Raw genomic sequence first — 26,980 nt, 5'->3', positions numbered from 1 at the left:
TTGCAGCAAAATCTGCGTCAGACGCAGTCGAGCGGCAGGTCAGCGCTTCTGTTCGATGACAATCGTGAAGCTCAGATCCTCAGCAGCAGCGCCCTCTGGCGCCACCGGGAAAGGAACGGCCGCCGTGACCGACTTCAGGCACCTGCGGTCATAGAGCCGGCTTCCACTGCTGGTCCGTATTCCAACGAACACAACTTCGCCTGCATATGACAGACGAAACTCGACTTCACAATTCCCAGCCCCCCGCACGCCTCGCGGCGCATGGTGGGCGAGTTGCAGGCGCACATCCCGCAGATAGGCATCCCGTATCGCCTTGCCGTCGCCGCTGAGCGATGCCGCGCCTTTTGACCCGGCCTGCTCTACAGCAGAGGGCGGTGCCACCGCTTGCGCAGGGGCGTCAGCGGCAAGGGTCACAAATGCCGGGCCGGACTCCGGCCCACCGGGTGCTGTATCCGCAGCCGGTGCGGGCTCGGGAACTGGCAGCACGTCTTCAACCGGCTTTACCGGCTCAGGGGCCGGTGCCGGCGCGGTTGCGACTTCAGCCGCCGGAGCCTGCGGATCTTCCACTTTCTCAGGGGGAGCGGGTGGCCGCTTCGTTTGCGGCGGGTCTGGTTCGGGCACCTGCGCGGGTAACGTCATCGGTTCCTCGACGAGAGTCACGAGAAACATGTCATCCCTCGGGCCAAGACCCGTCGAACCGGCAGGTGCCAGCAGGGCAATTCCTGCCAGCAAACCGCCATGGGCGAGCGCAGCCAGAGCCACGCCCGCCATATAGCTGGAGGTGAGAACCCTCCGCAGCACGTCAGAAGGCGACGTTCAGACTGAGATTGAACGACCGGCCGGGGCCAGCGACCTGATGGAACGGGCCGACCCGGCCACCATATTTGTAGTCGCCGAAGGCAATCCCGCCGAGCGGCAGGTCATAATCCTGATCCAGCAGGTTCTCGATCGCTGCGGCAAACCGCACACGGCCGATCTCGCCCCCTGCCCGCAGATGGATCAGCACATAGCCGGGCGTCTGCAGTTCCTGACGCACAGCGCTGATGTCATCCTTCTCATCGACCAGTTCCAGTTCGAGCGCCTGCATCCAGACCCCTTTCGTGTTCTCAAACGCGAACAGGCCCTGAAGCGGGGCGATGTTGTAAAGATTGTCGCCTGTGTCCTTGTTCTCGCCCTTCGCCCAGCTGACCGTTCCAGTGAACCGCGTATCGCCATAGCCGGTCTGCCAGAGCGGCATCGCACCGGTGGCTTCAAGGCCGTAGAGCTCCGCTTCGTGGTTTGCGAACTGGAGCATCGGCAGGCCGTCTTTCAGGCTGCCGATCCGGTCTGCATCGATATAATCTTCCACATCGCTGGCCCAGGCGGAAAGCCGCAGGATCCGGCCGCTCCTTGCTCCATCCGTCCAGTCGAGCGTTGCGGCAAGGCTCCGCGCGACTTCCGGCTCCAGATCGATGTCGCCGACATAGCCCGCGCCATCGCCGGTCATGTTGGTCATCGAGCTGGACATGGAGCCCCGGCCCCAGGCGTAGCGCTCATAAAGGTTCGGGGACCGGGTTTTCTGCGCAGCACCAAACTCCACTGCAACAGAGTCGCTCGGGCGCCAGGTCGCCTTCGCGGTGACATCGATATTGTCGTCTTCCCGTGCCCGGTCAGCCGCATTGAACGCCATGGCGGCCATGGCGTCGGGCATGCTCATCATGCTGGTCCAGGAATAAGGTTGAACCTCGCCGGTATCCATTTCCACGCGCTCGTAGCGCATGCCGAGAAGGGTCGACCATTCCGGTGACGGGCTGGCTTCCCATTCCGCCCACACGCCCGTGCGGTTCCGTTCGCCGTCATTGATGTTCACATAGTCGAGCGGCGACATCATCATGCTGCCCGGAACCGCAGGCCAGTAATCATCCATGGACGCGCGGAAGAGTTCTGCACCGACACGGACCTGGCCAATGCCCTCGACCGGCGTGTCATAGGAAACCTTGGCCGAAACATCCTCGCCTTCGGTGATCATCGGCATACCGCCGGTCGCCGCGCCGCCCTTGTCGGAGAGGAAGTTCATTTCATGATCGACGCTGCGCCAGGAGGCTTCCGCTGTCAGGATCCCTGCCCCGAGCGGGCCTTCGCCGTGCAACTGCACGCTGGTGCTCGTATTGTCGGTGAGGTCCATGCGCTGATTGGCAAAGCCTTCATAAGGCACACCCTGCTGGCTGATGCGGGCCCAGAGCAGGACATCCTCCGCCGGACGGGCGGCAAGCAGCAGCGACTGGTCATAGTTCTCATAGAGCGTGGAGCGGACTTCGTCGCCTGCGCCGGACTTGTAATTGTCCGCCTTGTTCCAGCTGGCCTCATAACGGGCGCTGACTTTCTCGCCTGCGGCATTCGCCTGAAGCGACGCGCCGACGCCGTTCGAGACACTCCGGTACGTCGCACCGGCTTCACCGAAAACATCAACACCGCCGTTTGAAAATTCAGGCGCCCGGCTCTCGATCGAGATGATGCCGGCAATATTGTCCCCGCCCATGCTGACGGGCGACAGGGTTGGTGTGACGACCACCCGCTCGACGCGTGAGGCGTCGATATAGGACGTCACCGGGTTCATATGGTTGGGGCAGTAATTGGTGGATTGCTGGCCGTCGATCAGCACGCCGACCCGGTCATCCGCCAGGCCCCGCAGGATCGGCAGCGAGGCGAGGCCGCCATTCGACTGGACCGCAACGCCCGGTGCCCGGGAAATCAGCCGCAGCGAGTCCGAGGAGGTGGCAAGGCCGGCCTCGAGGCCTGCCCCTGTCACTTCGGTGCTGCCGACGGCGACAGCGCCGTCCTGCGCAGCACCGCTGTCCTGCGCTTCAATCGGCGGAAGTTCCGTCGGCGTTTGCGCCGTGGCAGGCAGCACAATGCCGGCTGAGGCGAGAAGGGTTGCGGCGGTGCCGCCAAGGAGTGTGTGTTTCATATTCATTTTCTTTCGTGAGGCAGAGAAGTCAGGCCGCCAGTGACTGGCCACGGCGGCGATTGCGGAGAGCGGTTTCGATGGCATCCGCCAGCGAGCTGCGTTCAGGCGGAGAGAGGACGGAGCCGATGTCGGCGTGCTGGGTCCCGGCACGCAGGACGAGGGCATCGCACCCCCTGCCCGTGTCGTTGACGCGGTCTACACGCAGCCAGTGCGGCGGCAGCTCCGCCCGTTCGACGGGCTGTCCGGCCCGGGTACGGGTTTCGACCAGGAGGAACGTATCGGTGAGGCAGACGCGCTGCCTGTACTGGCCGAGGGACCGGGCGTGCCAGAGGATCATGACGCCGAGCCCGACTTCCGACAGGAACACCAGCGGGGTCACCAGCCAGGCGCCCATCCAGGCCGTCGCCAGGCAAATCAGGCTGCCAGGCAGGATCAGGGATGCTGCAAGGGTCAGCGCCACCCGGTTGTTCAGGGAAACGTTCGGCGTGATGACAGCGTCCAGCCAGACCCGCCCATCGTCTTCACCGGCACCCGGCCGGTGTATTTCACGGTCCCCGATCTGAGGGACCTGCAGCCTGTCAGGGGCTGCAACCAGATTGTTGTGCATTGAATTTTATCCGATTCCGGACGCACCGGCCTCATGCCAGCGCACCAAACGCACACGTCCGGAGACGGGTGCGCGCGAGACGAAATCAGATGGTCAGGGGCGGCCCACGGGCCGGCGGCGGCGGAGCGGCAAGGCCGCGTCCCGGGACGAGATAGTCAAAGGCAGACAGGAAAACCGCCGGTTCCTGAACGGGCTTTTCCAGCTTTCCGCTCACCACGGGCGGCGTGAAATGCGCCGACATGGCATACGGACAGGCCTGGTTCTTGCCGTCGTCGGTTTGGCCCGGGATTTCTTCCGGATCGACGATCTTGCCGTTTTTCAGGTCCATCAGGGCCTGTGTGCCGTCGGTGCCGTCGCCATGGCAGATGACGATGCTGACGAAATCGCCCGGCGTGTCAGCAGCGGCCAGCATATAGCCCGATGGCACCAGACCGCGCACGATCATTGCCATCAGCGCGACGGCGCTGAGCAATGACATCATCCGGGAGCGGCTGGATCGGTACCACATACTGGCCGGAGGAAGGCCACAGCCCCCTCAGAATGACAACTGTGTCATGCAGCCACAGACCATGGCACGACTATGCCGGACCAGGACGGATCAGCACGGACCTGCCCGGATCATGGCATGACTATAATGGACTATGGCGTGCCGAACCGTGACCGGAAATCGTCCAGCACGAGCACATAATCGTCCTCGTCATGGAAAGCCGCGTCGGAAAGCTCCGGCTTCTCGCCCGCCTTGTACCAGCCGGCATACTCGGCCATGTCGCGGCTCTGTTTCCGGTAATAGGTGGAGTAGGTCTCCACCGTCAGCTCCGGCACGTCCTTGCCGAAGTCGAAGCTCATCAGGCGCATCCAGCCATCGCCGATGCCGACCGGCCAGACCGACTGCACGCCGGCATCCTTCGCCGTCTGACCGCGGTCCTGATAATCGGCCAACACCTGCCAGACAGAGTTACCGAACGCATTGTCATCGACCCGCCAGGCCTGGCCATGTTCATGACCGCAGAGGACGAGGAAGATCTGGTCCTGCTGGCGGATCAGTTTTTCCCAGACCATTTCCGGGCTGTTGTTGATCGGATCGACGGCATGCCCATCGACGATCGGGTTCGGCAGCCGCTCCCCTTCCTTGGTCATGTAGTCATGTGTGGAGACAATCGTCGGCAAGCCGGGATATTGCGCGATCACCGAGGCGGCCCATTCCAGCGAGGCATCCGGCGGATCGAACTGGAGGCCGATATGGAGGAAGCGGTAGCCACCGGCTTCGAACACCTGCGCGCTGTCGGCCCCGCCCTCATGCGAGGCGACATACCAGGGCTGGTCCTTGAAGAAGCCGGTGTCGGCGCCGAACACGGACCGGAAATTGTCGAGCCCGCCCGGATGCACGACGCCGAGTGATTTTTTCAGGTCATGCGGATCGACTTCTGCCGGGCTCGTAGCCTGCGGCGGGAATTTCGCCGACGTCCACATCGAGTCGTAATCATGATTGCCCGGCACGACCGAGAACGGCGTCTTGCCAGCGATCAGGGAAAAGCCCTCATGGGCTTTCGGCATCTCCACCGTTTTCACTTTTTCGGTCGGGGCGAAGTGTGCGTCCATGACCGGATTGGGCACGCGTTCGAAGCCGCGCGCTTCATGTTCCTCATCCATGGCCAGCGTCTGGTGCTGCCAGACATCGCCCAGCGAGGAGACAAAGGCGATCTCACCGCCTTCGGATTCCAGATTGTCGGCGACGAACTGCATTTGCTCCAGGAACATCTCGTTCGCATCGAAGGGGAAGCCCTCCGCCGTCTGGTGTGTATAATCGAGATAGTTCTGCGTATCCGGCAGGACGGCAATGGTGAACGCGGTGTCTGCCACCGGGACCTCTGCCTGAACCGGGGCCGGAACCGGCGCAGAATATGTACACGCGGCAGCCAGTCCGGCCAGAGCAACCAGAACAGGCGCGACGCGAGGCCGCCGGGTCGGATCTGAAAGAGGCATTTGTCTGTCTCCTGATGTTTCCGGCCGGTCACCCACGCAGGCATCCGGCAATCTCCCGGCAGCCTTTAATGGGATCCCGTGACAGTTTCTTGTGACTTCGGAACGGCCGCACCGTGTTGCCGCCGCAACAGGTTGAAGGGAAATTGCAGGACGCCTGCGCGCGCCTTCCATGTTTCTGTAGTGTCCCGGCAAGGCGGCTGATGGGAAAAGTGCGCAATCCGGTCGCACGTGTGTCACCGCAATGTGCAGCGGAAACCCAAAATCGCGGCTCAACCTTCCGGATAGTCTTCGCTATTATTTCTACCACAGAAGACGAACACCACAAGAATGTGTCACACGCCCTACATTTGCCCTACACGGATCAGTTTCTATTCCTTCGGCTTTGTTACAAAGCCGTGGGCGCGCCCTGCGCATTTCGGAGCAGTCCAGTCGTGAAAATCGCCAAAACCCTCCTGTTTCGTATACGGAATTGATACAGAACCATGGTCGTAAAACTTTGATTTGAAGCGCCGTTCGAAAAAAAATAGCCAGCCCGCCAAGCGGCCGATTGTGCGTCGCAACAAGGAATGGGCTTCTCATGAAACGTCATCTTCGCTCTGCAACCGCGCTTGCAGCTCTCACCTTCACCAGCCAGTTCGTCGCCTTTGCCGATCCCGACGCCGCTGAAAGCGACCGCCGCCTCGAAACGGTCACCGTGACGACGCAGAAGCAGGAACAGTCGCTGATCGATGTTCCGATCAACGTGTCGGTGACGGATCAGGACCTGATCGACAAGCTGGCCGCAGATGATCTGGAAGACCTCGGCAATTTCGTCCCCGGCCTGCAAGTGCAGGCGCAGAGCCTCAACGCACCGAGCTACTCGCTGCGCGGGGTCGTCTCCGACAGCGGCACGCCGCGCGTCGCCATGTTCCAGAACGGCGTGGCCATCGGCAACCCGTCCTTCGCGACCAATCTCGCCATTTATGACATGGAGCGTGTCGAGGTCGTCAAAGGCCCGCAGGCCACCCTGTTCGGCCAGGGCGCCCTGGTCGGCGGCATCAACTTCATCCAGAACCGCGCCTCGCTGAGCGGCAATTCCGGATCGCTGATGCTGGAAGGCGGCGACTACAACTCGCGCCGCGCCGAGGGCCACTATAACTGGGCCATCAATGACACGCTTGCCCTGCGCGTGTCCGGCCAGATCAAGAACATGGACGGTTATGTTCCGAATACGGCCAATTCGCCGGATCTGATGGGTCAGGACACGACCGCCTTCCGCACCGCCCTGCGCTGGGCCCCGACGGATAAACTGACTGCCGATGTGTTCGTGAACTATCAGGAAGACGATTCCACCGGCACGCAGTTCACCTCCGGCTTCTTCGAAGTGAATGGCAAGGTGGACCCGTACGGCGCCACAGCCATGAACATCAATGACGACCAGGTGCGCAGCAAGCTCGGCAACGACCGCGACCTGTTCTACATCACGTCGAACATCGAATACGACATCAACGATGCCTGGTCGCTGACCTCGCTGACCGACTATCGCAACCTGATCTCGAAAGAAGCCTGGGACTCCGACGGCGCGGCCTTCAACCTGCTCCAGTTCTATCAGGCCCGTAAAGCCAACACGTTCAGCCAGGAACTGCGCCTGAACTATGATGCCGGCGGCAAGCTGACGGCCTTCTTCGGCGGCAATTATTTCACCATCGACAGCAAGGCGGAGCTGCGCTTCTCGACCGACGAAGCCTATGCCCAGTCGCTGTTTGCCCCGACCCTTGCCGGAGCGGCTGGCCTGACGGTTGCCCAGGCGCAGGCCTACCTCGCCCTTGCCGGTGTTCCGGGCGCCGAGAACTTCGGCAGCTTCGATACGCCGCTTCAGTATTCCGCGCTCGCCGCCCTGCTGATGGGCCAGCTGGTGCCGCTCTACGGGGAGCATCTCGAACAGTCCCTGTCGACCGAAGACCGCGACTCCTATGACCTGTTCGGCGACGTGACCTATGCGGTCAGCGACAAGCTGAAACTGACGGCGGGCCTGCGCTATACGAAGGAAGACCTGTCGGCCAGCACCATCGGCCACGCCCTGAAGACGAACCCCTATCTTGCCGGGCTCGGCGGGCTGAACGGCGTGACCCTCGCGCCGACACTCCTCCTCAGCGCCGATACGCTCGATCAGCTGGCCTCGGCTTCTGAAGGCACCGACGGCGCCTTCACCTGGCGCTTCAACGCCGCCTATCGCGTGTCCGACAATGTGAACACCTGGGTTGCCTATGGCCGCGGCCGGCGTCCGGAAGTCCTGTCGGCCTCCGGCGCGGACTACAGCCTGATCGATGCAGAAACGCTGGACAATGTGGAAGCCGGTGTCTTCGGCCGCTTCTTCGACGACCGGCTGCAGATGACCAGCTCTGTCTATTATGGACAGTACAAGGACTTCCAGACGACCCGGTTCGACCCGATCAACGGCGTGTTCATCACCGAGAACTCCGGCAACGCCACGCAGTACGGCCTCGAATTCGACGGTCAGGCACTGGTCAGCGACAATGTCCGCCTGCTGGCGACCTATGCCTTCACGCACTCCGAATATGACGACAAGGATGACAACGGAAACCCGCTGCAGTTTGCCGGCAACAAGTTCCGCCTCAGCCCGACGCACAGCTTCTCGCTGGCCGCGGACATCACCGTGCCGATGGGCGAGCATGGCGACATCTCGATCGTCCCGAGCTATATCTGGAAGAGCAAGCACTTCTTCGAAGATGACAATGGCTTCGACTATGCCGCAGACGGCAATGGCGGCTTTGTCCGTACGCCGGAAATGTATCCGGACGGCACCGTGGTGCAGGAGTATCAGAAGGCCTATGGCGTTGCGAACCTGCGCGTTGGCTATGACGCTGCCAGCGAGCGCTGGGGCGCCTATGTCCTCGGCGAGAACCTCTTCGATGAGGAATACCTGATCGATGTCGGCAACACCGGCGGCGCCTTCGGCCTGCACACGATCATCCGTGGCAAGCCGCAAATGGTGAAAGCCGGCGTCTACGTCAAATTCTGATCCATCGGCCTGCCGGCGGGGAGCCCCTCCTCCGGCAGGCCGCCCCTCTTCTTCTGAAAGTGCCTGATATGAAACGACTGATCGCCGCTTCCGCTCTCGTCCTGGCTGCCGCCTGTACCAGCGCGCCCGCGCCCCAATCAGGCCCGGTGGAGACTTCCGCCGCCACAGAACCCGCCGCCACCGCATGGAACACGCTGACGGGCGAGCAGCCAATCGTGATCGCTCACCGGGGCGCCAGCGGCCTCTACCCCGAACACACGATCATGGCCTACAAGACGGCCATCGAACAGGGCGCCGACTTTATCGAACCGGACCTTGTCATGACTTCCGACGGCGTCCTGATTGCCCGGCATGACCTCTACCTGTCCGCGACCACCGACATTGCCGACCATCCGGAATTCGCCGACCGCAAGGTGAAACGCCAGACGCCCCTGGGCGAACACGAAGACTGGTGGGCCGACGACTTCACCTTCGCCGAGATCCAGACCCTGAAGGCACGCCAGCAATTCGACGGCCGCCCGATGCAGTACAATGACACGCTGGACATCGTGACCTTCGACGAAATCATGGACCTCGTCCTCGCCGAAGCGGAAAAAGGCAACATTGTCGGCCTGCATGTCGAAGCCAAGTGGCCGAGCCATTACACATCCATCGGCAAGGGCCTCGCCGATCCGATTCTGGATGCGATGAAAGCCAAGGGCCTGAAAGAAGCCGGCATCCCGGTCTATATCCAGTGCTTCGAGCCGCCCTTCCTGGCCGAGATTGCAGAGAAGAGCGACCTGCCGCTGATCCAGAACATGGTCGGCGCGCCCTATGCCGCCATGATGGGACTGAGCTATGATCTGGAGACCATGCCGACCGACGGCGTCGGCGCGGATGTCTCCTATGTGCTCGACGAAGACGGTCAGCCGACGGACTTCGTCGACCGCGCGCACAAGGCCGGGCTACTGGTCCACGTCTATACGGTGCGGGACGACCGCCCGGACGCGCCTTTCACCGACAGCCACGCAGAGCTGAAAGCCCTGTTTGACGCCGGCGTGGACGGGATCTGGGCTGACTTCCCGGCGACGGCCGTAGAGGTGCGCGGGCAAGTGGGCGACTAAGGCCGCCCACCGGGCCAGCGCCTAGACAATGCCGCTGCTGCGCAATTTCCCGATCTGCTCCGGTGTCAGATCGAGAAGGTCCGTCAGGACCTGTTCGGTATGCTCACCGAGCCTCTCCGGCCCGCTCCAGCGCACGGATCCCGGCGTGGCCGAAAGCTTCGGGAAAGCGTTCTGCATCTTGATCGTGCCCCAGCGCTCACTTGGCAGATCGACCAGAGCTTCGCGCGCGACATAATGCGGATCATCCAGCATGTCCCGGGCGCGATAGACCTTCCCGACCGGGACGGCATGCTCGATCATGACCGCCTCGACCTCGTCGATGGTGCGGGTTCGGGTCCAGTCATTGATCAGATTGTCCAGCTCGGCCTGGTTCTCGCCCCGCGCAACATGGGTTGCATAGCGCGGATCGTCTTTCAGCCCGGGCCGCCCCATCGCCTCGCACAGCCGCGTAAAGACCGTGTTCTGATTGGCCGCGAGAATGACCATGCCGTCTGAACAGTCATAGATGTTCGACGGCGCAATGGCCGGAAGGTAAGAGCCGGACCGTTCGCGCGTGTAATTCTCGACCGTGTACTCAGGCACCAGGGATTCGGTGATCGCCAGAATGGATTCATAGATCGCGGCATCGACCACCTGGCCTTCCCCGGTCTTCTCCCGGTGATGCAGCGCCGCCAGTGCGCCCATGGTTGCAAACGTGCCGGCCAGCGTGTCACCGAGGGAAATGCCGGCGCGTGACGGCTTCCGGTCCGGTTCACCCATCAGGTAGCGCACGCCGCCCATGGCTTCTCCGACAGACGCGTAACCGGGGCGCTTCGAATAGGGCCCCGTTTGCCCGTATCCGGAAATACGGATCATGATGATCGCGGGGTTTTCCTTTTTGAGATCCTCGTAGCCGAGCCCCCACTTTTCCATCGTGCCCGGGCGGAAATTCTCGACGACGAAATCTGCCTGACGGACCAATTGCCGGACGATGTCCTGGCCTTCCTTCTCGCGCAGGTTTGCCGTGATGCAGCGCTTGTTGCGCGCGCAGACAGACCAGAGCAGCGGATAGCCTGTCCGCCCCCAGGTGCGCATCGGATCGCCCTGCCCCGGCGCCTCGACCTTGATGACATCGGCGCCCATGTCGCCGAAGAGCTGCGCGCAGAATGGCCCCGCAATCAGCTGGCCGAGTTCCAGCACGCGAAGCCCCGCGAGCGGCCCCTGCGCCGTTTCCATTGTCTTTTCCATTTTACCCTCCGCTAGCCTGCCTGTCCGACGCTCTCGCCCTCGCTCAGGCGCATGCTGCGCCGGACGTCACCGGCTTGTCTCCCAGTATTTTCAGGATGACGTCCTTGATCACCTCAAGCAGAGCTGCCCGTTCCTGCTGCGGGTGGCGCAGGGCACGCGCCGACAGGCCGGAGAAAATGGTGAAGATCAGTTCTGTGCGGGTTTCGGGATCGTCAATTCCCGCCCGGCGGAGAATGGAGACAAAGCGCAGGCGCATCTGCTTGTCCTGTTGCTGGAGGATCTCGGCAACATCGGGGTTCCTCTGGGCCTCCGCCAGGATTTCAAAGTTCAGGACTGTCCGGAAGGGCTCCTCGTCAGTCGAGAAGATGGCATTGGTCAGTTCCGCCATTTCTATTCTCAGATTTTCGGGCGACAGGTTTTCAAAGGCGGCAATACTCTCGTCCTGACGGCGCATTTCCAGTTTCACGACAGCCTGGATCAGTTCATCTTTACTGCCGAAATAATGGTAGAGATGCCCCACGCTGATCCCGCAATCCGCAGCGATTCCGGATATTCCGGCGCCGTGGAAGCCTTTGATAGAAAAGTGTTTTTCTGCGCAGGCCAGGATTTCTGCGATCCTCGCTTCGCGTTTGGCAACCGTTTTCGACACGGGCAGTTCACCCATCTGCTTTTCCTTCCCCCTCGTTAAACATCTCAATCTTGACTTTGTGCAGTGCGTCATTAGATAGAGCATTCATTCTATTTTGATAGCCCTCCTCCCAATCTGCCGTCAAGGACCGTTTCATGCAGACCGCGAAGAAGAGCCTGCCCGCATTTCTGCTCGCCTCGACCCTGCTGCTCGCAGCATGCGGTGCCGAGACGGCCAGCCAGCAACCTGCCGCCCCGCCCGCCCCTGTCGTGCAGACCATGACTGTCCGCCTGACGGACGTTCCCAATGTCATCGAATTGTCAGGACGTGCCCGCGCCTATGCCGAAGCGGAGATCCGTCCGCAGGTTACCGGCATCATCAGCGAGCGCCTGTTCAAGGAGGGTGACACCGTCAGGAAGGGTCAGGCGCTCTATCAGATCGACGCAGCAGAGTATGCCGCGGCGGTTCGCAGCGCCGAAGCGGCCCTCGCCCGCGCGGAAGCAACCGCGTCTGTGGCAAAGGAAACGGCTGCCCGCTTTGAGCGCCTCGCCGGCATCAATGCCGTCAGCCAGCAGGAGTATGACCAGGCCGTCGCCTCCGCCAGACAGGCAGAAGCCGACATCGGCATCCAGAAGGCGGCGCTTGACCGGGCCAGGATCGACCTTGCCCGCACAAAGATCTCCTCCCCGATCGAAGGCCGGATTGGCCGCTCCTCCGTGACGCAGGGCGCACTGGTGACGCAGAACCAGACCGCGCCGCTTGCACGCGTATTGCAGACAGACCCGATCTATGTCGACCTGACCGTTTCCAGCGCCCGGATCCTGAGCTGGCGTCAGCAAATCGCCGAGGGCGAGATTGCGACAACTGAGCAGAACACGATCCCGGTCGACATTATTCTGGCCGACGGCACCCCTTATCCGCTGGCGGGTGACCTGGAATTCAGCGAAGTGAATGTCGAGGAAAGCGCCGGCACTGTTGCCGTTCGTGTGGTTGTTCCGAATCCCGACGACCTGATCCTGCCCGGCATGTTCGTCCGGGCGAAATTTGTCGCCGGTTACTACGAGAATGTCGCGACCCTGCCCCAATCTGTGGTCTCGCGGACCCCGACGGGAGAGGCCTCCGTCATGGTGGTGGGAGAGGATGGCATTGTCCGGCAGCGCATCATCACTGTCGAGCAAAACGCCGACAATACCTGGACCGTCCTGAACGGACTGAAAGGCGGCGAGCAGGTCGCAACGGCCAACCTGCAGTCAATCCGCGACGGCATGACGGTTCAGCCTCAACCCGCCAACGAACAGACATCGGCAGCGCAGGATACGCGCGGCGGATCGAAATAAGCACACGCAGGTTAGTCTGATGGCAAAGTTCTTTATCGACCGCCCGGTCTTCGCCTGGGTGATTGCGATCCTTATCATGCTCGCAGGCGTCCTCGCCCTGCGTACCCTGCCGGTCGCGCAATACCCGGACGTTGCACCCACAACGATCAGTGTCACGGCCAATTATCCCGGCGCATCTGCGCAGGCTGTTGAAAACTCCGTGACGCAGATTATCGAGCAACAGATGACCGGACTGGACGGGCTCGATTACGTCAACTCCACATCCAGTTCCAACGGGTCCGCCTCCATCACGCTGGCCTTCCGGCCGGGAACCGATCCGGACATCGCTCAGGTCCAGGTTCAGAACAAACTGTCCCTCGCGACGCCCTTCCTGCCTGAACAGGTTCAGCGTCAGGGCGTGACCGTCAGCAAGGCCAGCACCGGTTTCCTTCTGATCACCTCCCTTTATTCCCCGAACGGAACATATGACCAGACCGACCTCGGCGACTATGTCCGCTCAAACATGTATGACACGATCAGCCGTCTTGATGGCGTCGGCAGCGTCACGGCTTTCGGCTCCCCTTATGCCATACGGGTGTGGCTGAAGCCGGAAAAGCTCGTCGAGTACAACCTCATGCCGAGTGACATCGTTCAGGCGATCCGGGAGCAGAACGCGCAGATTTCGTCCGGCGCGCTCGGCGGGGCACCCTCCGTCGAAGGGCAGGAAATCAACGTCACCATTACCCTGCAGTCGCTTCTCTCCACGCCTGAGCAGTTCCGGAACCTCCTGCTTCGCACAACGACCGAGGGCGGCTCTGTCCGCCTCGGCGACGTCGCGACGGTTGAACTCGGTGCCGAAAACTATGCCTTCGTCTCGAAATTCAACGGCTATCCGGCAACCGGCTTTGCCGTGTCCCTGGCCACCGGCGCCAATGCGCTGGACACAGCAGAGCGGGTGAAAGTCGCGGTTGAGGAAATGTCGCACAATTTCCCCGAAGACATGACCTATGCCTTTCCGGTCGATTCCACGCCGTTCATCGAAACCTCTATCCACGAAGTGCAGAAGACCCTGTTCGAAGCCATCGGCCTGGTCTTCATCGTCATCTTTATTTTCCTGCAGAGCTTCCGTGCCTCTTTCATCCCTCTGATCGCTGTGCCGGTCGTCCTGCTGGGGACATTTGCTGTCCTGTTGATCATGGGCATGTCGATCAACACGCTGACCATGTTCGCCATGGTGCTCGCCATCGGCCTGCTCGTCGATGACGCCATCGTTGTCGTCGAGAACGTTGAACGTGTGATGTCGGAAGAGAAGCTCCCCCCGCGCGAGGCCACGATCCGGTCCATGGAACAAATCATCGGCGCACTGGTCGGGATTGCCGTGGTTCTGTCGGCCGTCTTCATTCCGATGGCCTTCTTCCCCGGCTCCGCCGGTGTCATCTACCGCCAGTTCTCGGTCACGATTGTCTCGGCAATGACGCTGTCCGTGATTGTCGCCATCATCCTCTCCCCTGCCCTGTGCGCGACGCTGCTCAAGCCCAGCCATGGCACGGCCCACCCGCTGCTCGGGGCACCCGCGAGGATTTTCAACAACGGATTCGGGAAGCTCACGGCAGGCTATGAAGCCGTGGTGTCGCGCGCGCTGCGCCGCAAGGGCATCATGATGGCAGGTTTCGTACTGATCCTGACACTGACGGGGTTCGCCTTCACCCGGATGCCGGCATCATTCCTGCCAGACGAAGACCAGGGCAACTACTTCACACTGGCGCAGCTGCCTGCGAATGCGAGTCTCGAACGCACGGCAGAAGTCATGGACGGCGTCGTTGACTATTACCAGACAAGTGAAGGGTCCAACGTCAAAGGCATCTTTTCGCTGGCCGGCTTCAGCTTCGCCGGTCAGGGTCAGAACAACGGCATCGCCTTTGCCTCCCTGAAGGACTGGTCCGAACGTCCCGGCAAGGAAAATTCGGTTCAGGCCATTGTCGGCCGCGCTATGGGGGCCCTCTCCCAGATCGACGAAGCCCGCGTTTTCGCAATTTCACCACCGGCCATCCGCGAACTCGGCAATTCGAGCGGCTTCGACCTGTTTTTGCAGAATGACGGCAACTACACGCACGAAGAGTTCATGAACATCCGCAACCAGCTGCTGGGAATGGCGGGCCAGGATCCGCGTCTGGCCGGTGTCCGCCCGAACGGGCTGGAAGACGGTCCGCAGTTCAATATCGACCTCGACTATCAGAAAGCGCAGGCGCTGGGCGTATCCGTAGGCGACGCCACCAGCCTCCTGTCCGTCGCGTTCGGCGGAACCTATGTAAATGACTTCATCGACCGTGGCCGGATCAAACGCGTCTACGTTCAGGGCGCAGCCGAAGACAGGATGCAGCCCGACGATGTCGGCGACTGGTTCGTTCGGACGAACACCGGCCAGATGGCGCCGCTGGATGAAATCGCCAGCACGAACTGGACCTATGGCCCGCCCCAGCTGCAGCGCTTCGACGGTGTACCGGCCTTCAACATTCAAGGCTCCGCCGCCCCCGGCCAGAGCTCCGGCGTCGCCATGCTCGCCATGGAGGAGCTGATCTCGAAACTGCCCGATGGTATCGGCTATTCGTGGAGCGGCCTCAGCCGTCAGGAACGCGAATCCGGAAATCAGGCCATGGCGCTCTATGGCATCTCGATCCTGTTCGTCTTCCTCTGTCTTGCAGCCCTTTATGAAAGCTGGACGGTTCCAATCTCGGTCCTGCTCGTCGCGCCGCTCGGTGTTGCCGGTGCCGTCGCCGGCGCAAATCTTGCCGGATTGTCGAATGACGTATTCTTCCAGGTTGGCCTGCTGACCACGGTCGGTCTGGCCTCGAAAAACGCCATCCTCATCATCGAGTTCGCCAGGGGTCTGGAAGACCAGGGCAAGGAACTGGTCGCTGCGGCGATTGAAGCCGTCCGCATGAGGATCCGTCCGGTCCTGATGACGTCCTTCGCCTTCGGCTTTGGCGTCCTGCCATTGGCCCTCAGCACGGGCGCAGGTGCAGCCGGACGGAATGCAATCGGCATCATCGTTCTCGGCGGCGTGATCGCGGCCATGACGTTCAGCCTGCTTTTCGCCCCCATCTTTTATGTCATCATCCGGAAGCTGACCAATCGCTTCTCCGGCCCAGACAAACATGCAGAGGCATCCGCATGAACTCCAAAGCCCTTTTCGCAAGCGCATTCGGCACACTGATGCTGGCCGGATGCGTAAATCTCGCCCCGGACTATCAGCCCGGCGCGCTGCCCGTTCCGGCAGACCTCCCGGTCAGCCAGGCGGAAACGGAAACCGTCCAGCCCCTCCTCTGGGACGACGTGGTCACCTCCCCCGCCCTGAAACAGGTGATCGGCATGGCCCTGGAAGAAAACCGCGACCTGCGTGTCACCGCGGCGAACGTCAGGGCGGCGCGGGCAAACTTGCGCGTCTCCCGGTCGGCGCTCTGGCCCGCACTCGGCGCCAGCGCGACAATTCAGGACGGCGGAACCTTCGACGAGGGCAGCGCCAGCGCGGCCCGTTTCGCGGACAGCACCTACGCCCAGATCGGCGTGTCGGCCTGGGAACTCGATTTCTTTGGCCGTATCCGCAATCTGAACGATGCGGCGCTGCAGACCTATCTCGCCACCGAGGAAGGCCAGCGCGCCGCAAAGATCTCCCTTGCCGGCACCGTGGCTGAAACCTGGATGCAGCTCGCCGCCGATTACGAGCTTCTTAAGCTCGCGAACCGGACAGCGGAAAGCCAGACGGAAAGCCTCGACCTGACACGGGAATTGTTCGCCGCCGGAACGGCCAGCGAACTGGATGTCCGCCGGGCATCCGCCTCTGTCGCGCAGGCGCAGGCCCAGGCGGCCGAATTCGAAGCGGCCGTCCGGCGGGACAAGAACGCCCTCCAATTGCTCGTGGGCGCCCCCGTGCCAGCCGGACTGCTGGAGCAGGCAAGCCTCTTCCCTGCCCCGGTGGAGCTCAACCTGCCGGTCGGCCAGTCGTCTCTCGTCCTGCTGGACCGGCCGGATGTGCGGGCCGCTGAAGCGCGGCTGCGCGCGTCGAATGCAAATATCGGCGCCGCACGGGCCGCTTACTTCCCCAGCATCTCGCTGAGCGGCGGGGTCGGCGTGGCCAGTGGATCGCTGGATGACCTCTTCAATGGGAATGGCACCAGCGGCTGGACCTTCGCGCCTGCCATCGACCTGCCCATTTTCGATTTTGACCGCCGCCGCGGGAATCTGGATGCGGCGAAAGCGGAGGCGGATGCAGCGCTGGCAGCCTATCAGGGCACAATCCAGCAGGCTTTCCGCGAAGTGGCCGATGCCGCCGCCATCTCCGATACGATTGACCGCCGCCTCAGTGCGCTGGCGCAACTGACCGAAGACACCCAGGTAACGTTCGAACTCTCCGGCGAACGGTTCAAATCCGGCCTCGATGGCTATCTGACCGTCCTTGATGCGCAGCGGGAATATTACAACGCCCAGCAGCAGTGGATTCTAGCGAGCCTGGACAACAATCTGAACAGTATCGCGCTCTACAAGGCACTCGGCACCTGGAGCGAGGAATAAGGCGGAAAGGAAAACTGCTGGCTGGCGGTGAGACAGGGATTCGAACCCTGGAGACTATTGCTAGCCTACACACTTTCCAGGCGTGCGCCTTCGACCACTCGGCCACCTCACCAATCCAGCAGCGGACGCTCTAACTTATGGAGACGAACCTCGCAAGACTGTGATTGCCGTTGCAACAGCAACGTCCCATATGAAAGAACAGCTGAAGGAGGCCGCCATGCTGTTCACCCGTAAACCTGCTGCGATGCCGACGCCGGAAACCGCGCTGAAGGGCCGGCCGCATCCGATTCCGACTGCCGATACCCATTTTGTAAACGGACGCGGCCTTCTGGCCGAAACACCGGCCGGGTTTGAGCGCGCTGTGTTCGGACTCGGCTGTTTCTGGGGCGCGGAGCGCAAATTCTGGGAGCAGGATGGCGTCTGGCTGACCCGGGTCGGTTATGCGGGCGGATACACGCCCAACCCGACTTATGAGGAAGTCTGCACCGGCCAGACAGGGCATACCGAAGTCGTCGACGTGATCTTTGACCCGGCAGTCATCTCATTCGAGGGTCTGATGAAGGTTTTCCTGGAAAATCACGACCCGACCCAGGGCATGCGCCAGGGCAATGATGTCGGCACGCAATACCGCTCCGCAGTCTACACAACCAGCGACGCGCAGGCAGACGCCGCCCGGCGGATGATTGCGGCCTATGAGACCTCCCTCGCCGAGGCCGGTCATGCCGGAAAAATCACGACTGAGGTGGCCCCGCTCGGCGAGATCTATTTTGCTGAGGATTATCACCAGCAATATCTCGCCAAGAATCCGGCCGGTTATTGCGGCATTGGCGGCACGGGCGTGTCCTGCCCGGTCGGCCTGTCCGTCTGAGGCTCGGCCCGTCTAGGTCCCGAAATTCACCGCGAAGCGTTTGCGGGTCTCCATCAGGCTCTGCGCCTTGAACATGGCGTCGGAGGCGGCTTGCGCGCGCATGATCGACGGATCGGCCCGCAGGGCTTCGACCACCTGGGACAGGTAACCGATCGCTTCGCGGACAAGCTCCGGCTCGTATTTCTTCGCCGCCCGCGCCAGCAGCGCCCGGCCAATGTCCATCCGGGCCTGTATGGCGCGCTCCGGATCGGCCTGAACTGCACCTTCTGTCAGATGTTCACGCCGCAGGGCGATCACCCGGTCGAGACCTGCCAGATCCCCTGCCTCCTCCGCCACGTGCACAGCCGAGGCGCAGAAATCGCCTTCCACTTCATTACGGACCGCCACCGGCATGGGGCCTTCATGGTCCAGCATGGCTGACAGGGCTTCGGCCAGCAGGCTGATTTTCTCCGGACGGAAGGATTGCGGATTGCCGAGTCCCGGCTGCAGCTTCTTGGCCAGCAGGAAGGCGGCGATCTTCGGCATTGCCCCTTCCATCGACGTTTCGCGGGCCGGCAAGCGCAGGGTGAACAGCCGCGCTTCGGCAGCTGTCAGGCCACCGCCACGGGTCAGACCGTGAAGCACAAGGCCATCCTCTTTCCGGCCCCGGCGTTCACCCCAGACAAAAAGGTCCGCATCGGACGCAGCCATGCGCCGGCGCGCGCGTTCGACCGTCCGGGGCGCGAGCCCGCCGAGCAACGGACTCATGCGCATGATCCGGAAGGGCGCACCGAAATTGAATGCGGAAAGATGGTCTGTCAGTGCAGCCTGCAGCCATTTCAGCGTTGCACCGCGCTTGCGCCCCACAGGCTTTGCCAGCACGATCCTGTAGCCTGGTGTCTTGTCCGTACGCAGCGCGCGGGCCGCCATCACGTCGCCGAGCCGGCGAACGATGCGCACGCAGAAACGGGCCGCCAGGACAATCAGAAAGCCGCCAAAAAGGAGCCCGAGGACAACACCGAGCGCTGCGAGATACTGGGTTTCCCGCACATGGGCACCCGCCCAGGCTTCTGCCGATGTCAGCCAGTCCGTCACAGGCATAAAATTGGACCTCTCAAGCCCTTTGGCGATACGGTTCCTGAGCCGCGCTTGCAACAGGGAAACGCTGTTGACGCAGGCAAGCCCCATCGGACAGCATGGCGGGGTGGCACAGCGGGATTGGCGGGAGGCTAACGGGCGGCATGTCGGAATTCGTCACCCGGTTTGCGCCCTCGCCCACCGGTTATCTGCACCTTGGCCATGCCTGTTCGGCATTCCATGTCTGGGATGCTGCCCGGGCCGCGAACGGCCGGGTCCTGTTGCGGATAGAGGACATCGACCAGACGCGCTGCCGGCCGGAATATGAAGCGGCAATCCTTGAGGACTTGCGCTGGCTGGGCCTGGACTGGGACGGACCTGTCAGGCGCCAGTCCGATCATTTCGATGACTATGAGGCGACTATAACGGACTTGCGGATGCGCGGGCTTGTCTACCGATGCTTTCGCACACGCCGTGAGATCGCTGCCGCCATGCCAGCGGGTGCCAGGCCGGACGAATGGGGCTTTACGGGGCGCCCCCTGCCGGCGAGCGAGGAGGAAAAGCGCCTTGCCCGGGGCGAGGCCTTTGCCTGGCGCCTGTCGCTGGCCGCCGCTCGCGATGCACTGGGCCCCCGCTATGAGCAGCTTGGCTATATCGACGAGAGTGACGGGACGCCGCGCCGGGTGGCGGCAGACCCGGCCCCCTTCGGCGACGTGGTGCTGGGGCGCAAGGAAACCCCGGCCTCCTATCATCTCGCCTGCTGCCATGACGATGCGCTTCAGGGTGTGACGCATGTCATCCGCGGTGAGGACATACGCGAGATGACCTCCGTTCATGCGCTGCTGCAGGCGCTGATGGACTGGCCGCAGCCTGTCTACCGGTTCCATCCGCTCATACTGGGGCCTGATGGAAAGAAACTGTCCAAGCGGGCTGGCGACAGGGGATTGCGCGCCTGGCGTGATGAAGGCAAGACGCCGGACGACCTTCGCCGGATGACAGGCCTCTCATGACAGCCATACCCGCCTCCCCGCCCACGCCGCGTTCCTGGACGGGGCCGCTGATGGTTCTGGCAGGCGGCGTCGGCATCGGCTTCGCCCCGATCGGCCTTCGCTTCGGCCTGGACGAGCTTGGCCCGCAGGCCATTGCCTTCTGGCGCTATGTCTTCGCCCTGCCGCTGCTGCTGGCCCTGGTCTTCCTGATCGAGCGTCGCGCGCCCCGCCTGCCGAACCGTTTCATCCTGATGGCCGGGACATTCTTCACGCTCGACATCGCCCTCTGGCACCACGCCCTGACGCTGACGACCGTGTCCAATGCGACCTTTATCGTGAACCTTGGCAATGTGCTGGTCGGGTTCGGCGCCTGGTTTTTCCTCAAACAGCGCCCGCATGCCTTCTGGTTCGTTGCCGCCGCCCTCGCCATTCTTGGCGCAGCCGCCCTGTCGCTCGGCGGCGGAGAAAGCGGCAAAGGCAATATTCATGGTGACCTGTTCGCGGTGGCCGCCGCCTTTCTCGTCAGCGGCTACATGCTCTGCTCCAACATTGCCCGCCGGACGATTGGCGGCATCGAAGCCATTTTCTGGCTGACCTTTGTGGAAGTGATCGTTGCCGCCGGCATCGTGCTGGCGACGGGCGAAACCTTTGTGCCGAAAACCGCGGCCGGCTTTCAGGTGCCGATCTTCCTGGCGCTGGTGTCCCAGATCGCCGGACAGGCCCTGATCGTCACCGGGCTCGGCCGGACGTCTGCAGCGGTTGCGGGCCTTCTGGTCCTGGTCCAGCCCGTAGTGGCCGCCGCTGTTTCCTGGCGCCTGTTTGGAGAATCCCTGACCGTCCTTCAGGCAATGGGCGGCGTGGTCATCCTGTTTGCCGTCTGGCTGGCCCAACGCGGCCGGAAACCGCGCGTTGCAGTCGACTGACGAGGAAAACCGTCACACAAACACCTTACGACGCAGACAAGTCGAATCTACCGGAGGCCCCTATGCGCAAGACTCTCACCGCCCTGCCCCTGATCGCTCTCGTCCTTGCGGGGTGTGCGGCAACACCGGCAGCGACCGAACCCGCCGACGCGGCCGTGGCAGAACCGGTTGCCTCCCCGATTGCCACGCTGGACCGTGAGCCTGCCGTGCCCCGTCAGGCGGATAACGACTATTATCTCAACGCGCAGGCAGCGATCGATGCCAGGATCGCGGCGCGCGGCCTGCGCCCGGCCAAGAATGTCATCCTCTTTGTCGGCGACGGCATGAGCATTCCAACGGTCACGGCAACCCGTATCTATGCCGGGCAGAAACGCGGTGTGGACGGTGAGTCCTACAAGCTGACCATGGACCAGCTGCCCTATTCCGCCCTGTCCAAAACCTATAGCCATGACGCCCAGATCGCGGACTCCGCCTCCACCGCCACGGCCATGATGAGCGGCGTGAAAACGAATTCCCGGACGCTCGGCATCACGGGCGATGCGTCCTACGACAATTGCGCCAGCGTCGAGGGCAACACGACCGACACGATTTTCGAGATCGCGGAAGCGGCCGGGCTTGCAACAGGCGTCATCACCACGGCCCGCCTGACCCACGCCACCCCCGGCGCCACCTATTCGAAGACACCGAACCGCGACTGGGAAGCCTATGTCGGTTCCGGCGGTCCGGGAGCAGACTCCTGCCCGGACATCGCCACCCAGTTCATCGACTGGCCTGCCGGGGACGGGTTTGAAGTCGCCATGGGCGGCGGCCGCTCTGCCTTCCTGAAAGGCGGTGCGGAAGACCCGGAATATCCGGGCAAGACCAGCGACCGGAAAGACCAGCGCGACCTGATCGCAGACTGGACCGCGCGCCCGGACCACACATACATCATCGACCGCGAAGGCTTCGACGCGCAGGACTTTACCAGCGAAGACAAGGTGCTCGCGCTCTTCGAGCCTTCCCACATGGACTATGAGCTCGACCGCGCCGAAGACCCGGCCGGCGAACCCTCCATTGTGGAAATGACCCGCGCGGCGATCACCCGCCTGTCGCAGGATCCGGATGGCTTTGTGCTGCTCGTCGAAGGCGGCCGCATCGACCACGCCCATCATGCCGGCAATGCCGCCCGCGCGCTGGAAGAGGCCGACCAGTTCGACCAGGCGATCAAGGCTGCGCTGGAGATGACCAATTCGGACGATACGCTGATCATCGTCACCGCAGACCATTCCCACACGCTGACCATTTCGGGCTATGCCCGGCGCGGCAACCCGATCCTCGGCCTGTCTTCCATGTCGATCGACGGCAAGCCGTCCAAGGCCCTCGACGGCAAGCCCTATACGACGCTCGGTTATATGAACGGCCCCGGCGCCTGCACGCCGACCGAAGACGGCTTCGACTGCATCCGCAAGGACCTGACCGGCGTCGACACGACCGACAAGGACTTCCTCCAGCAATCGCTTTACCCGATGTGGTCTGAGACCCATGGCGGCGACGATGTGGCCATCTTCGCCTCGGGCCCCGGATCGGAACTCATCTCCGGCGTCATGGAGCAGAACGAGATCTTCCAGGTCATGGGCCGGGCCAGCGGGCTGGTTGCCGGGCCGGAGCCCGAATAGGCCTTCCATGGTCTCAAACCCGCTCCGCGGCCTTGGGCGGAAAAGGCAGACCGGCTTCATCTATGTGGCTGATGAACGCCGGGACCTGCGTTTCGCCGGGGCCGTGAAGGGGGATGTGATCCGCAACGAAACCCGCGATGCACCCTGGATCGTGGTGGAGCATTCGCTGGCCGGCGTGCTGATCACGAGCTGGCCGGGAACCTTCTGGGAAGCCGAGGTGGTGGATGCCATCTCTCCGCAGAACCATACTGGCGACTACACACGGGCCGTTGCCGTCCGCATCCTGAGACAGGTGCCGCCAGCCGAATGTTTCGGGCCTCATGGCGAGGCCGTCGTCTGGATCCTCGATCGCGCTGCCCGGCTGAGCCGTGAAGACGCCCAGACCCTGTCTGAGCATCGCGCCCCGGAAGCCGGACAGCTCTATTCCCGCGCATGGCTGAACTGGAAAGACCTGCCGGACGACAAGCGCGTGTTCGAGGACTGGGAAGGCATCATCGGGGCCGGCGGCACGCCCGTCTCCCCGATCGGCCGGGGGCTGGCAGCGATCTTCAACAGTGTCTGCGACAATGCCATCCGGCTATTTGGCGACATGGCCTGGTACACGACGGATGGACCGGACGAAGACGATCCCGACATGCACCTGGCCGAACCCTGGTACACGGCCTCGCTCTGCCTGCTCGAAGCGGCCATGGCGCTTGGTGCGCCGGATCTTTTGCCGGAAGCGGGCCGCAGGACGCTCACCGCGCCCTGGCATGCCCTGACCCGGTCTTCCCTTTCCTGATCAACCTCCCCTAGCGGCAGGTCTCGCCAAGACCGGTTTTCAGGGTCATCCTCGGGCAAAACATAAAGATCAGGAGGAAACGCCATGAAAGCTGCTGTGATGCGGGAGCCGAACAAGCCGCTGTCGATTGAAGAGGTCACGATCGACAAGCCCGGTCCGCGGGAAGTCCTCGTCCGGCTGAAAGCCGTCGGGGTCTGCCATTCCGACGTGCATTTCTGGGATGCCAATTTCCCGGTCGAGACGCCGGTCATCCTCGGCCATGAAAGCGCCGGCGTCGTGGAAGCAGTCGGCTCCATGGTCTCGGCCGTGAAGCCGGGCGACCATGTGATCTCCATCCTCTCCCCTTTCTGCGGCACGTGTGAATACTGCCTCTCCGGCCACATGTCGGTCTGCCACACGATCAACCGCGAACAGTTCCAGCGCCAGATGAGCGAGGCGCCGCGTCTCTCCATCAAGGGCGAAAAGGTCGGGCAGTTCCTGAATCTCTCCTCCTTTGCCGAACAGATCCTGGTGCATGAGAACGCCCTCTGCGCCATCGACAAGGACATGCCTCTCGACCGCGCCTGCCTGATCGGCTGCGGCGTGATCACCGGCGTCGGCTCGGTGTTCCATGCCGCCAAGGTGGAGCCCGGATCGACCGTGGCCGTGGTCGGCTGTGGGGGCGTCGGCCTGTCGGCCATCAATGGCGCGGCGATTGCCGGTGCCAGCCGGATCATCGCGGTCGACCTGTCGGACGAGAAGCTGCAGATGGCTGTCCGGTTCGGGGCGACCGACGTCGTCAATCCGTCCAAGGTCAATGCCGTTGAAGCGGTCAAAGAGCTGACCAAGGGCGGCGTGCACTATGCGTTCGAATGCGTCGGCCTGAAGCAGACCGCCGAACAGGCCTATCACATGATGCGCCCGCGCGGCGTCGCCACGCTGATCGGCATGATTACGCCCGGCGTGAACATCGAGATTCCGGGCATCGAAATGCTGGTCACCGAGAAACGCCTGCAGGGCGCGATCATGGGCTCTAACCAGTTCCGGATCGACTTCCCGCGCCTGGTGGAACTCTACCGGCAGGGCAAGCTCCACCTCGACGACATGATCTCAGACCGCATCGGCCTCGACGGCATCACGGGCGCCCTGCAGAACCTGAAGGACAACAAGGGCACTGTGGCCCGGCAGGTTGTGGTGTTTGACTAGGCTGTAGAACCGGTCCCTTCTGGCGCGCCAGAAGGGATTGGATCATGGCCGGAAAACGCGACACCAAGAAACGCGAAGTCTTCGAAGCCCTCTATGCGACAGCGGTCGCCCTGTTCGAGGAGAAGGGATACGACACCGTAACGGTTGCCGAAATCACCCGGGCCGCAGGTGTGGCCAAGGGAACCTTCTTCAATCACTTTCCGTCCAAGGCGGACATCCTGGCCGAATGGTACAGGCGGCTCATCGCGACTGCGTTCGAAACCACCGGGGGGGAGAATACCGCCGGCACATTGACCGATGCCGCACTGGAAACCTGCCGGCGGACCATCAGCCTCTGCGAGGCGTCGCCGGAACTCTGGCAGGCCAAGACCCTGCTGTCGCCGACAACGCCGGCCATCCAGGCGGTCGAGACGCAGAATGATGCCATCGCACACGAAGCTTTCGAGGCACAGGTCCGGCGCGCCATCGCCCGGGGCGAATTACCCGCCGGGACCGGAAGCGCCGCCATTGCCGACCTGATGCTCACCCTGTTTACCGGCACGGTGAGGCAATGCGTGGTGACCGGGCAGAGTCAGAACATCCTGAAAGATCTGGAAATCAGGTTCCGCGCAATCGAACAGCTCGCAACAGGAAACCTGTTGCCTTCCGGCAGCGGCAAACCTAAAAGGTGACCACGGTCACTTTTAGGCTTCTGACATGTTTCGCACGCTTATTCTTCTTCTGGGTCTAGCTGGTTGCGCAGGCACATATGCGCCGCCCGAACCCGCCAGCCGGCAGATGCTCGACACGGGAAACGGCATGCTGGCCGAAGCGCAGGGCGTCTGGCGGTCTGAAGAATCCGGCTGGCTGCTCCAGATCACGCCCGATGACATCATCCGCTGGCAGGAAACGCCCGCCGCCTGCTATCCGACACGCCAGGACGGGCCGACCATGATGGGGCAGATAGAATACCGCTACTTCACCCCGCAGGCAGATGGCACGGCCCGGTTTGAATACCTGCCCGCGGACGGACATGCCGTCTTTACCCGGATCAGCGCCCTGCCGGAGACTTGCCGTGAAGAGACCGACACCGGCCCCGAAGCCGTCTTCGATGTCTTCACATCCGTCTTCCGCCGCCACTATGCCTTCTTCGACCAGCGCGGCGTCGATTGGGAGAAGAACGTCGCAACCGCACGCACCAGCCTGTCGCCGGAGATGAGCGAGGCAGACCTGCTCGACCTGCTGGCAAGTCTTCTGGAACCGCTTCAGGACTCCCACACCAAGCTGGTTGCCAGCCTTGAGGGGGAGACCAGACGGATCCAGTCTGGTCTCGGCACGACCCTGCCCCGCGCACGCGACGAGATTGGCGAAGGCCCCTGGCTGATCGGACTTCTCGATAATCTCATGCCCTATCTGGATGAGGGCGCGGTCCATACAGGCAATGAGCGATTCATCCGTGGCACGATCAATGACCATATCGGGTACATCCAGATCTTCACCATGGGCGGTTTCACGACCGGGCACGAGCCCGGCACGCCGGAATGGGCGGAAGCGGAGGTCGCGGCCCTGCACGCCCTGTTCGATGAGGCGCTTGCCGGATTTGACGGCACGGATGCGCTGATCCTCGACCTGTCGAACAATCGCGGCGGCTATGACGCCATCACCCGTGCCATTGCCAGCCGGTTCACCGATTCACCCTTCACGGCTTACACTGTCAGAACCGAATGGGATGGCGCGCCGCAGGCCGTCTATACAATCAATCCGTATCAGGATGGGCCGCGCTATACAAAGCCCGTCTATGTCATCATCAGCGACGTCACCGTTTCCGGGGGTGAGATCACGGCCATGATGCTGCGGCAGCTTCCCCAGATCAGGACGGCCGGACAGACGAGCCGGGGCGCCTTCTCGACACCGCTGGCAAAACCCCTGCCAAATGGCTGGTACCTTGAACTCTCGAACGAGATCTTCGCCGATGCAGACGGCAACGTGTTCGAGGGCAAGGGCATTTCACCGGACATCGACCTGCCGCTGTTCGGCACGCACGATCTCGTCGGCAGCCACCTCACCTCACTGAAACAGCTGGTCGCCTGTATTGAAGACGGCACCTGCTGAGCAGGGGCGCAAAACACCTGGTCCCGCAGC

The 26,980-nt window shown here is 62.6% G+C and carries 21 protein-coding genes and 1 tRNA gene; 13 read left to right on the top strand and 9 right to left on the bottom strand.

Annotated elements, in window-relative coordinates:
* Positions 1–39: 39 nt before the first annotated feature.
* The 5 genes from HJA_RS10215 to HJA_RS10195 form a co-directional block, all read right to left on the bottom strand.
* Positions 40–801: a TonB C-terminal domain-containing protein gene (locus HJA_RS10215; protein ID WP_155839918.1), complete on the bottom strand. Its 762-nt coding sequence runs from the start codon at positions 799–801 to the stop codon at positions 40–42.
* A 1-nt stretch (position 802) separates the two neighbouring features.
* On the bottom strand, positions 803–2,947 hold the full coding sequence (locus HJA_RS10210) for a TonB-dependent receptor (protein ID WP_051597570.1): 2,145 nt from the start codon (positions 2,945–2,947) through the stop codon (positions 803–805).
* Positions 2,948–2,975: 28 nt separating this feature from the next.
* Positions 2,976–3,554 (bottom strand): DUF2244 domain-containing protein, encoded by a 579-nt coding sequence (locus HJA_RS18030; RefSeq protein ID WP_051597569.1) that lies wholly within the window; start codon positions 3,552–3,554, stop codon positions 2,976–2,978.
* An 85-nt stretch (positions 3,555–3,639) separates the two neighbouring features.
* Positions 3,640–4,035 carry a DUF2946 family protein gene (locus tag HJA_RS10200; protein WP_035581645.1) on the bottom strand — a complete coding sequence of 132 codons (396 nt, stop codon included), beginning with the start codon at positions 4,033–4,035 and terminating at the stop codon, positions 3,640–3,642.
* Positions 4,036–4,193: 158 nt separating this feature from the next.
* The gene (locus tag HJA_RS10195; RefSeq protein WP_035581643.1) at positions 4,194–5,537 is read right to left on the bottom strand and encodes a metallophosphoesterase family protein; all 1,344 of its coding nucleotides are present in this window, start codon (positions 5,535–5,537) and stop codon (positions 4,194–4,196) included.
* 577 nt (positions 5,538–6,114) lie between these two features.
* On the opposite strand from HJA_RS10195, the gene HJA_RS10190 reads away from it, so the two are divergent.
* Positions 6,115–8,559 carry a TonB-dependent receptor gene (locus HJA_RS10190; RefSeq protein WP_035581640.1) on the top strand — a complete coding sequence of 815 codons (2,445 nt, stop codon included), beginning with the start codon at positions 6,115–6,117 and terminating at the stop codon, positions 8,557–8,559.
* Positions 8,560–8,627: 68 nt separating this feature from the next.
* Positions 8,628–9,662 (top strand): glycerophosphodiester phosphodiesterase family protein, encoded by a 1,035-nt coding sequence (locus HJA_RS10185; RefSeq protein ID WP_035581637.1) that lies wholly within the window; start codon positions 8,628–8,630, stop codon positions 9,660–9,662.
* 21 nt (positions 9,663–9,683) lie between these two features.
* Here HJA_RS10185 and HJA_RS10180 read toward each other — a convergent pair whose 3' ends face one another.
* Both HJA_RS10180 and HJA_RS10175 read right to left on the bottom strand, forming a co-directional pair.
* On the bottom strand, positions 9,684–10,889 hold the full coding sequence (locus tag HJA_RS10180; protein WP_051597568.1) for a CaiB/BaiF CoA transferase family protein: 1,206 nt from the start codon (positions 10,887–10,889) through the stop codon (positions 9,684–9,686).
* 43 nt (positions 10,890–10,932) lie between these two features.
* Positions 10,933–11,553, bottom strand: a complete 621-nt coding sequence (locus tag HJA_RS10175; protein ID WP_035581634.1) for a TetR/AcrR family transcriptional regulator — start codon at positions 11,551–11,553, stop codon at positions 10,933–10,935.
* A gap of 119 nt (positions 11,554–11,672) precedes the next feature.
* On the opposite strand from HJA_RS10175, the gene HJA_RS10170 reads away from it, so the two are divergent.
* Genes HJA_RS10170 through HJA_RS10160 form a run of 3 tightly spaced genes read left to right on the top strand, consistent with a single transcriptional unit; the run spans position 11,673 to position 17,402 of the window.
* A complete protein-coding gene (locus tag HJA_RS10170; protein ID WP_035581630.1) occupies positions 11,673–12,854 on the top strand; it encodes an efflux RND transporter periplasmic adaptor subunit in 1,182 nt (393 codons plus the stop codon).
* A gap of 19 nt (positions 12,855–12,873) precedes the next feature.
* Complete coding sequence (locus tag HJA_RS10165) at positions 12,874–16,008, top strand: efflux RND transporter permease subunit (RefSeq protein WP_035581627.1); 3,135 nt, start codon at positions 12,874–12,876, stop codon at positions 16,006–16,008.
* Positions 16,005–17,402 (top strand): efflux transporter outer membrane subunit, encoded by a 1,398-nt coding sequence (locus HJA_RS10160; protein WP_035581624.1) that lies wholly within the window; start codon positions 16,005–16,007, stop codon positions 17,400–17,402. Before HJA_RS10165 ends, HJA_RS10160 begins: the two co-directional genes overlap by 4 nt.
* Positions 17,403–17,424: 22 nt before the next feature.
* Here the strand turns inward: HJA_RS10160 and HJA_RS10155 are convergent.
* Positions 17,425–17,514, bottom strand: a tRNA-Ser gene (locus HJA_RS10155).
* A gap of 105 nt (positions 17,515–17,619) precedes the next feature.
* Between HJA_RS10155 and msrA the strand changes: the two genes are divergently transcribed.
* Entirely contained in the window at positions 17,620–18,270 is a 651-nt protein-coding gene (msrA, locus tag HJA_RS10150; RefSeq protein WP_035581857.1) for a peptide-methionine (S)-S-oxide reductase MsrA, read from the top strand.
* A 12-nt stretch (positions 18,271–18,282) separates the two neighbouring features.
* Here the strand turns inward: msrA and HJA_RS10145 are convergent, their stop codons facing one another.
* The gene (locus HJA_RS10145; RefSeq protein WP_035581620.1) at positions 18,283–19,350 is read right to left on the bottom strand and encodes a hypothetical protein; all 1,068 of its coding nucleotides are present in this window, start codon (positions 19,348–19,350) and stop codon (positions 18,283–18,285) included.
* A gap of 140 nt (positions 19,351–19,490) precedes the next feature.
* On the opposite strand from HJA_RS10145, the gene gluQRS reads away from it, so the two are divergent.
* The 7 genes from gluQRS to HJA_RS10110 all read left to right on the top strand — a co-directional run bounded on the left by gluQRS (position 19,491) and on the right by HJA_RS10110 (position 26,950).
* Entirely contained in the window at positions 19,491–20,336 is an 846-nt protein-coding gene (gene gluQRS, locus HJA_RS10140) for a tRNA glutamyl-Q(34) synthetase GluQRS (protein WP_035581617.1), read from the top strand.
* A complete protein-coding gene (locus HJA_RS10135) occupies positions 20,333–21,238 on the top strand; it encodes a DMT family transporter (protein WP_035581614.1) in 906 nt (301 codons plus the stop codon). Before gluQRS ends, HJA_RS10135 begins: the two co-directional genes overlap by 4 nt.
* Before the next feature lie 62 nt (positions 21,239–21,300).
* On the top strand, positions 21,301–22,893 hold the full coding sequence (locus tag HJA_RS10130; RefSeq protein WP_035581613.1) for an alkaline phosphatase: 1,593 nt from the start codon (positions 21,301–21,303) through the stop codon (positions 22,891–22,893).
* 7 nt (positions 22,894–22,900) lie between these two features.
* Positions 22,901–23,674 carry a hypothetical protein gene (locus HJA_RS10125; RefSeq protein ID WP_035581611.1) on the top strand — a complete coding sequence of 258 codons (774 nt, stop codon included), beginning with the start codon at positions 22,901–22,903 and terminating at the stop codon, positions 23,672–23,674.
* Positions 23,675–23,758: 84 nt separating this feature from the next.
* The gene (locus HJA_RS10120) at positions 23,759–24,859 is read left to right on the top strand and encodes a Zn-dependent alcohol dehydrogenase (RefSeq protein ID WP_035581609.1); all 1,101 of its coding nucleotides are present in this window, start codon (positions 23,759–23,761) and stop codon (positions 24,857–24,859) included.
* A 44-nt stretch (positions 24,860–24,903) separates the two neighbouring features.
* Entirely contained in the window at positions 24,904–25,530 is a 627-nt protein-coding gene (locus HJA_RS18025; protein WP_051597567.1) for a TetR/AcrR family transcriptional regulator, read from the top strand.
* Between the two features lie 25 nt (positions 25,531–25,555).
* Entirely contained in the window at positions 25,556–26,950 is a 1,395-nt protein-coding gene (locus HJA_RS10110; protein ID WP_081814635.1) for a S41 family peptidase, read from the top strand.
* The last annotated feature ends 30 nt before the right edge of the window (positions 26,951–26,980 follow it).

Origin of the sequence: Hyphomonas jannaschiana VP2, from assembly GCF_000685215.1 — a bacterium.
Classification (GTDB): Bacteria; Pseudomonadota; Alphaproteobacteria; order Caulobacterales; family Hyphomonadaceae; genus Hyphomonas; species Hyphomonas jannaschiana.
Note: the sequence above shows the minus strand (reverse complement) of the source record. Positions and strands in the feature narration are given on the sequence as shown.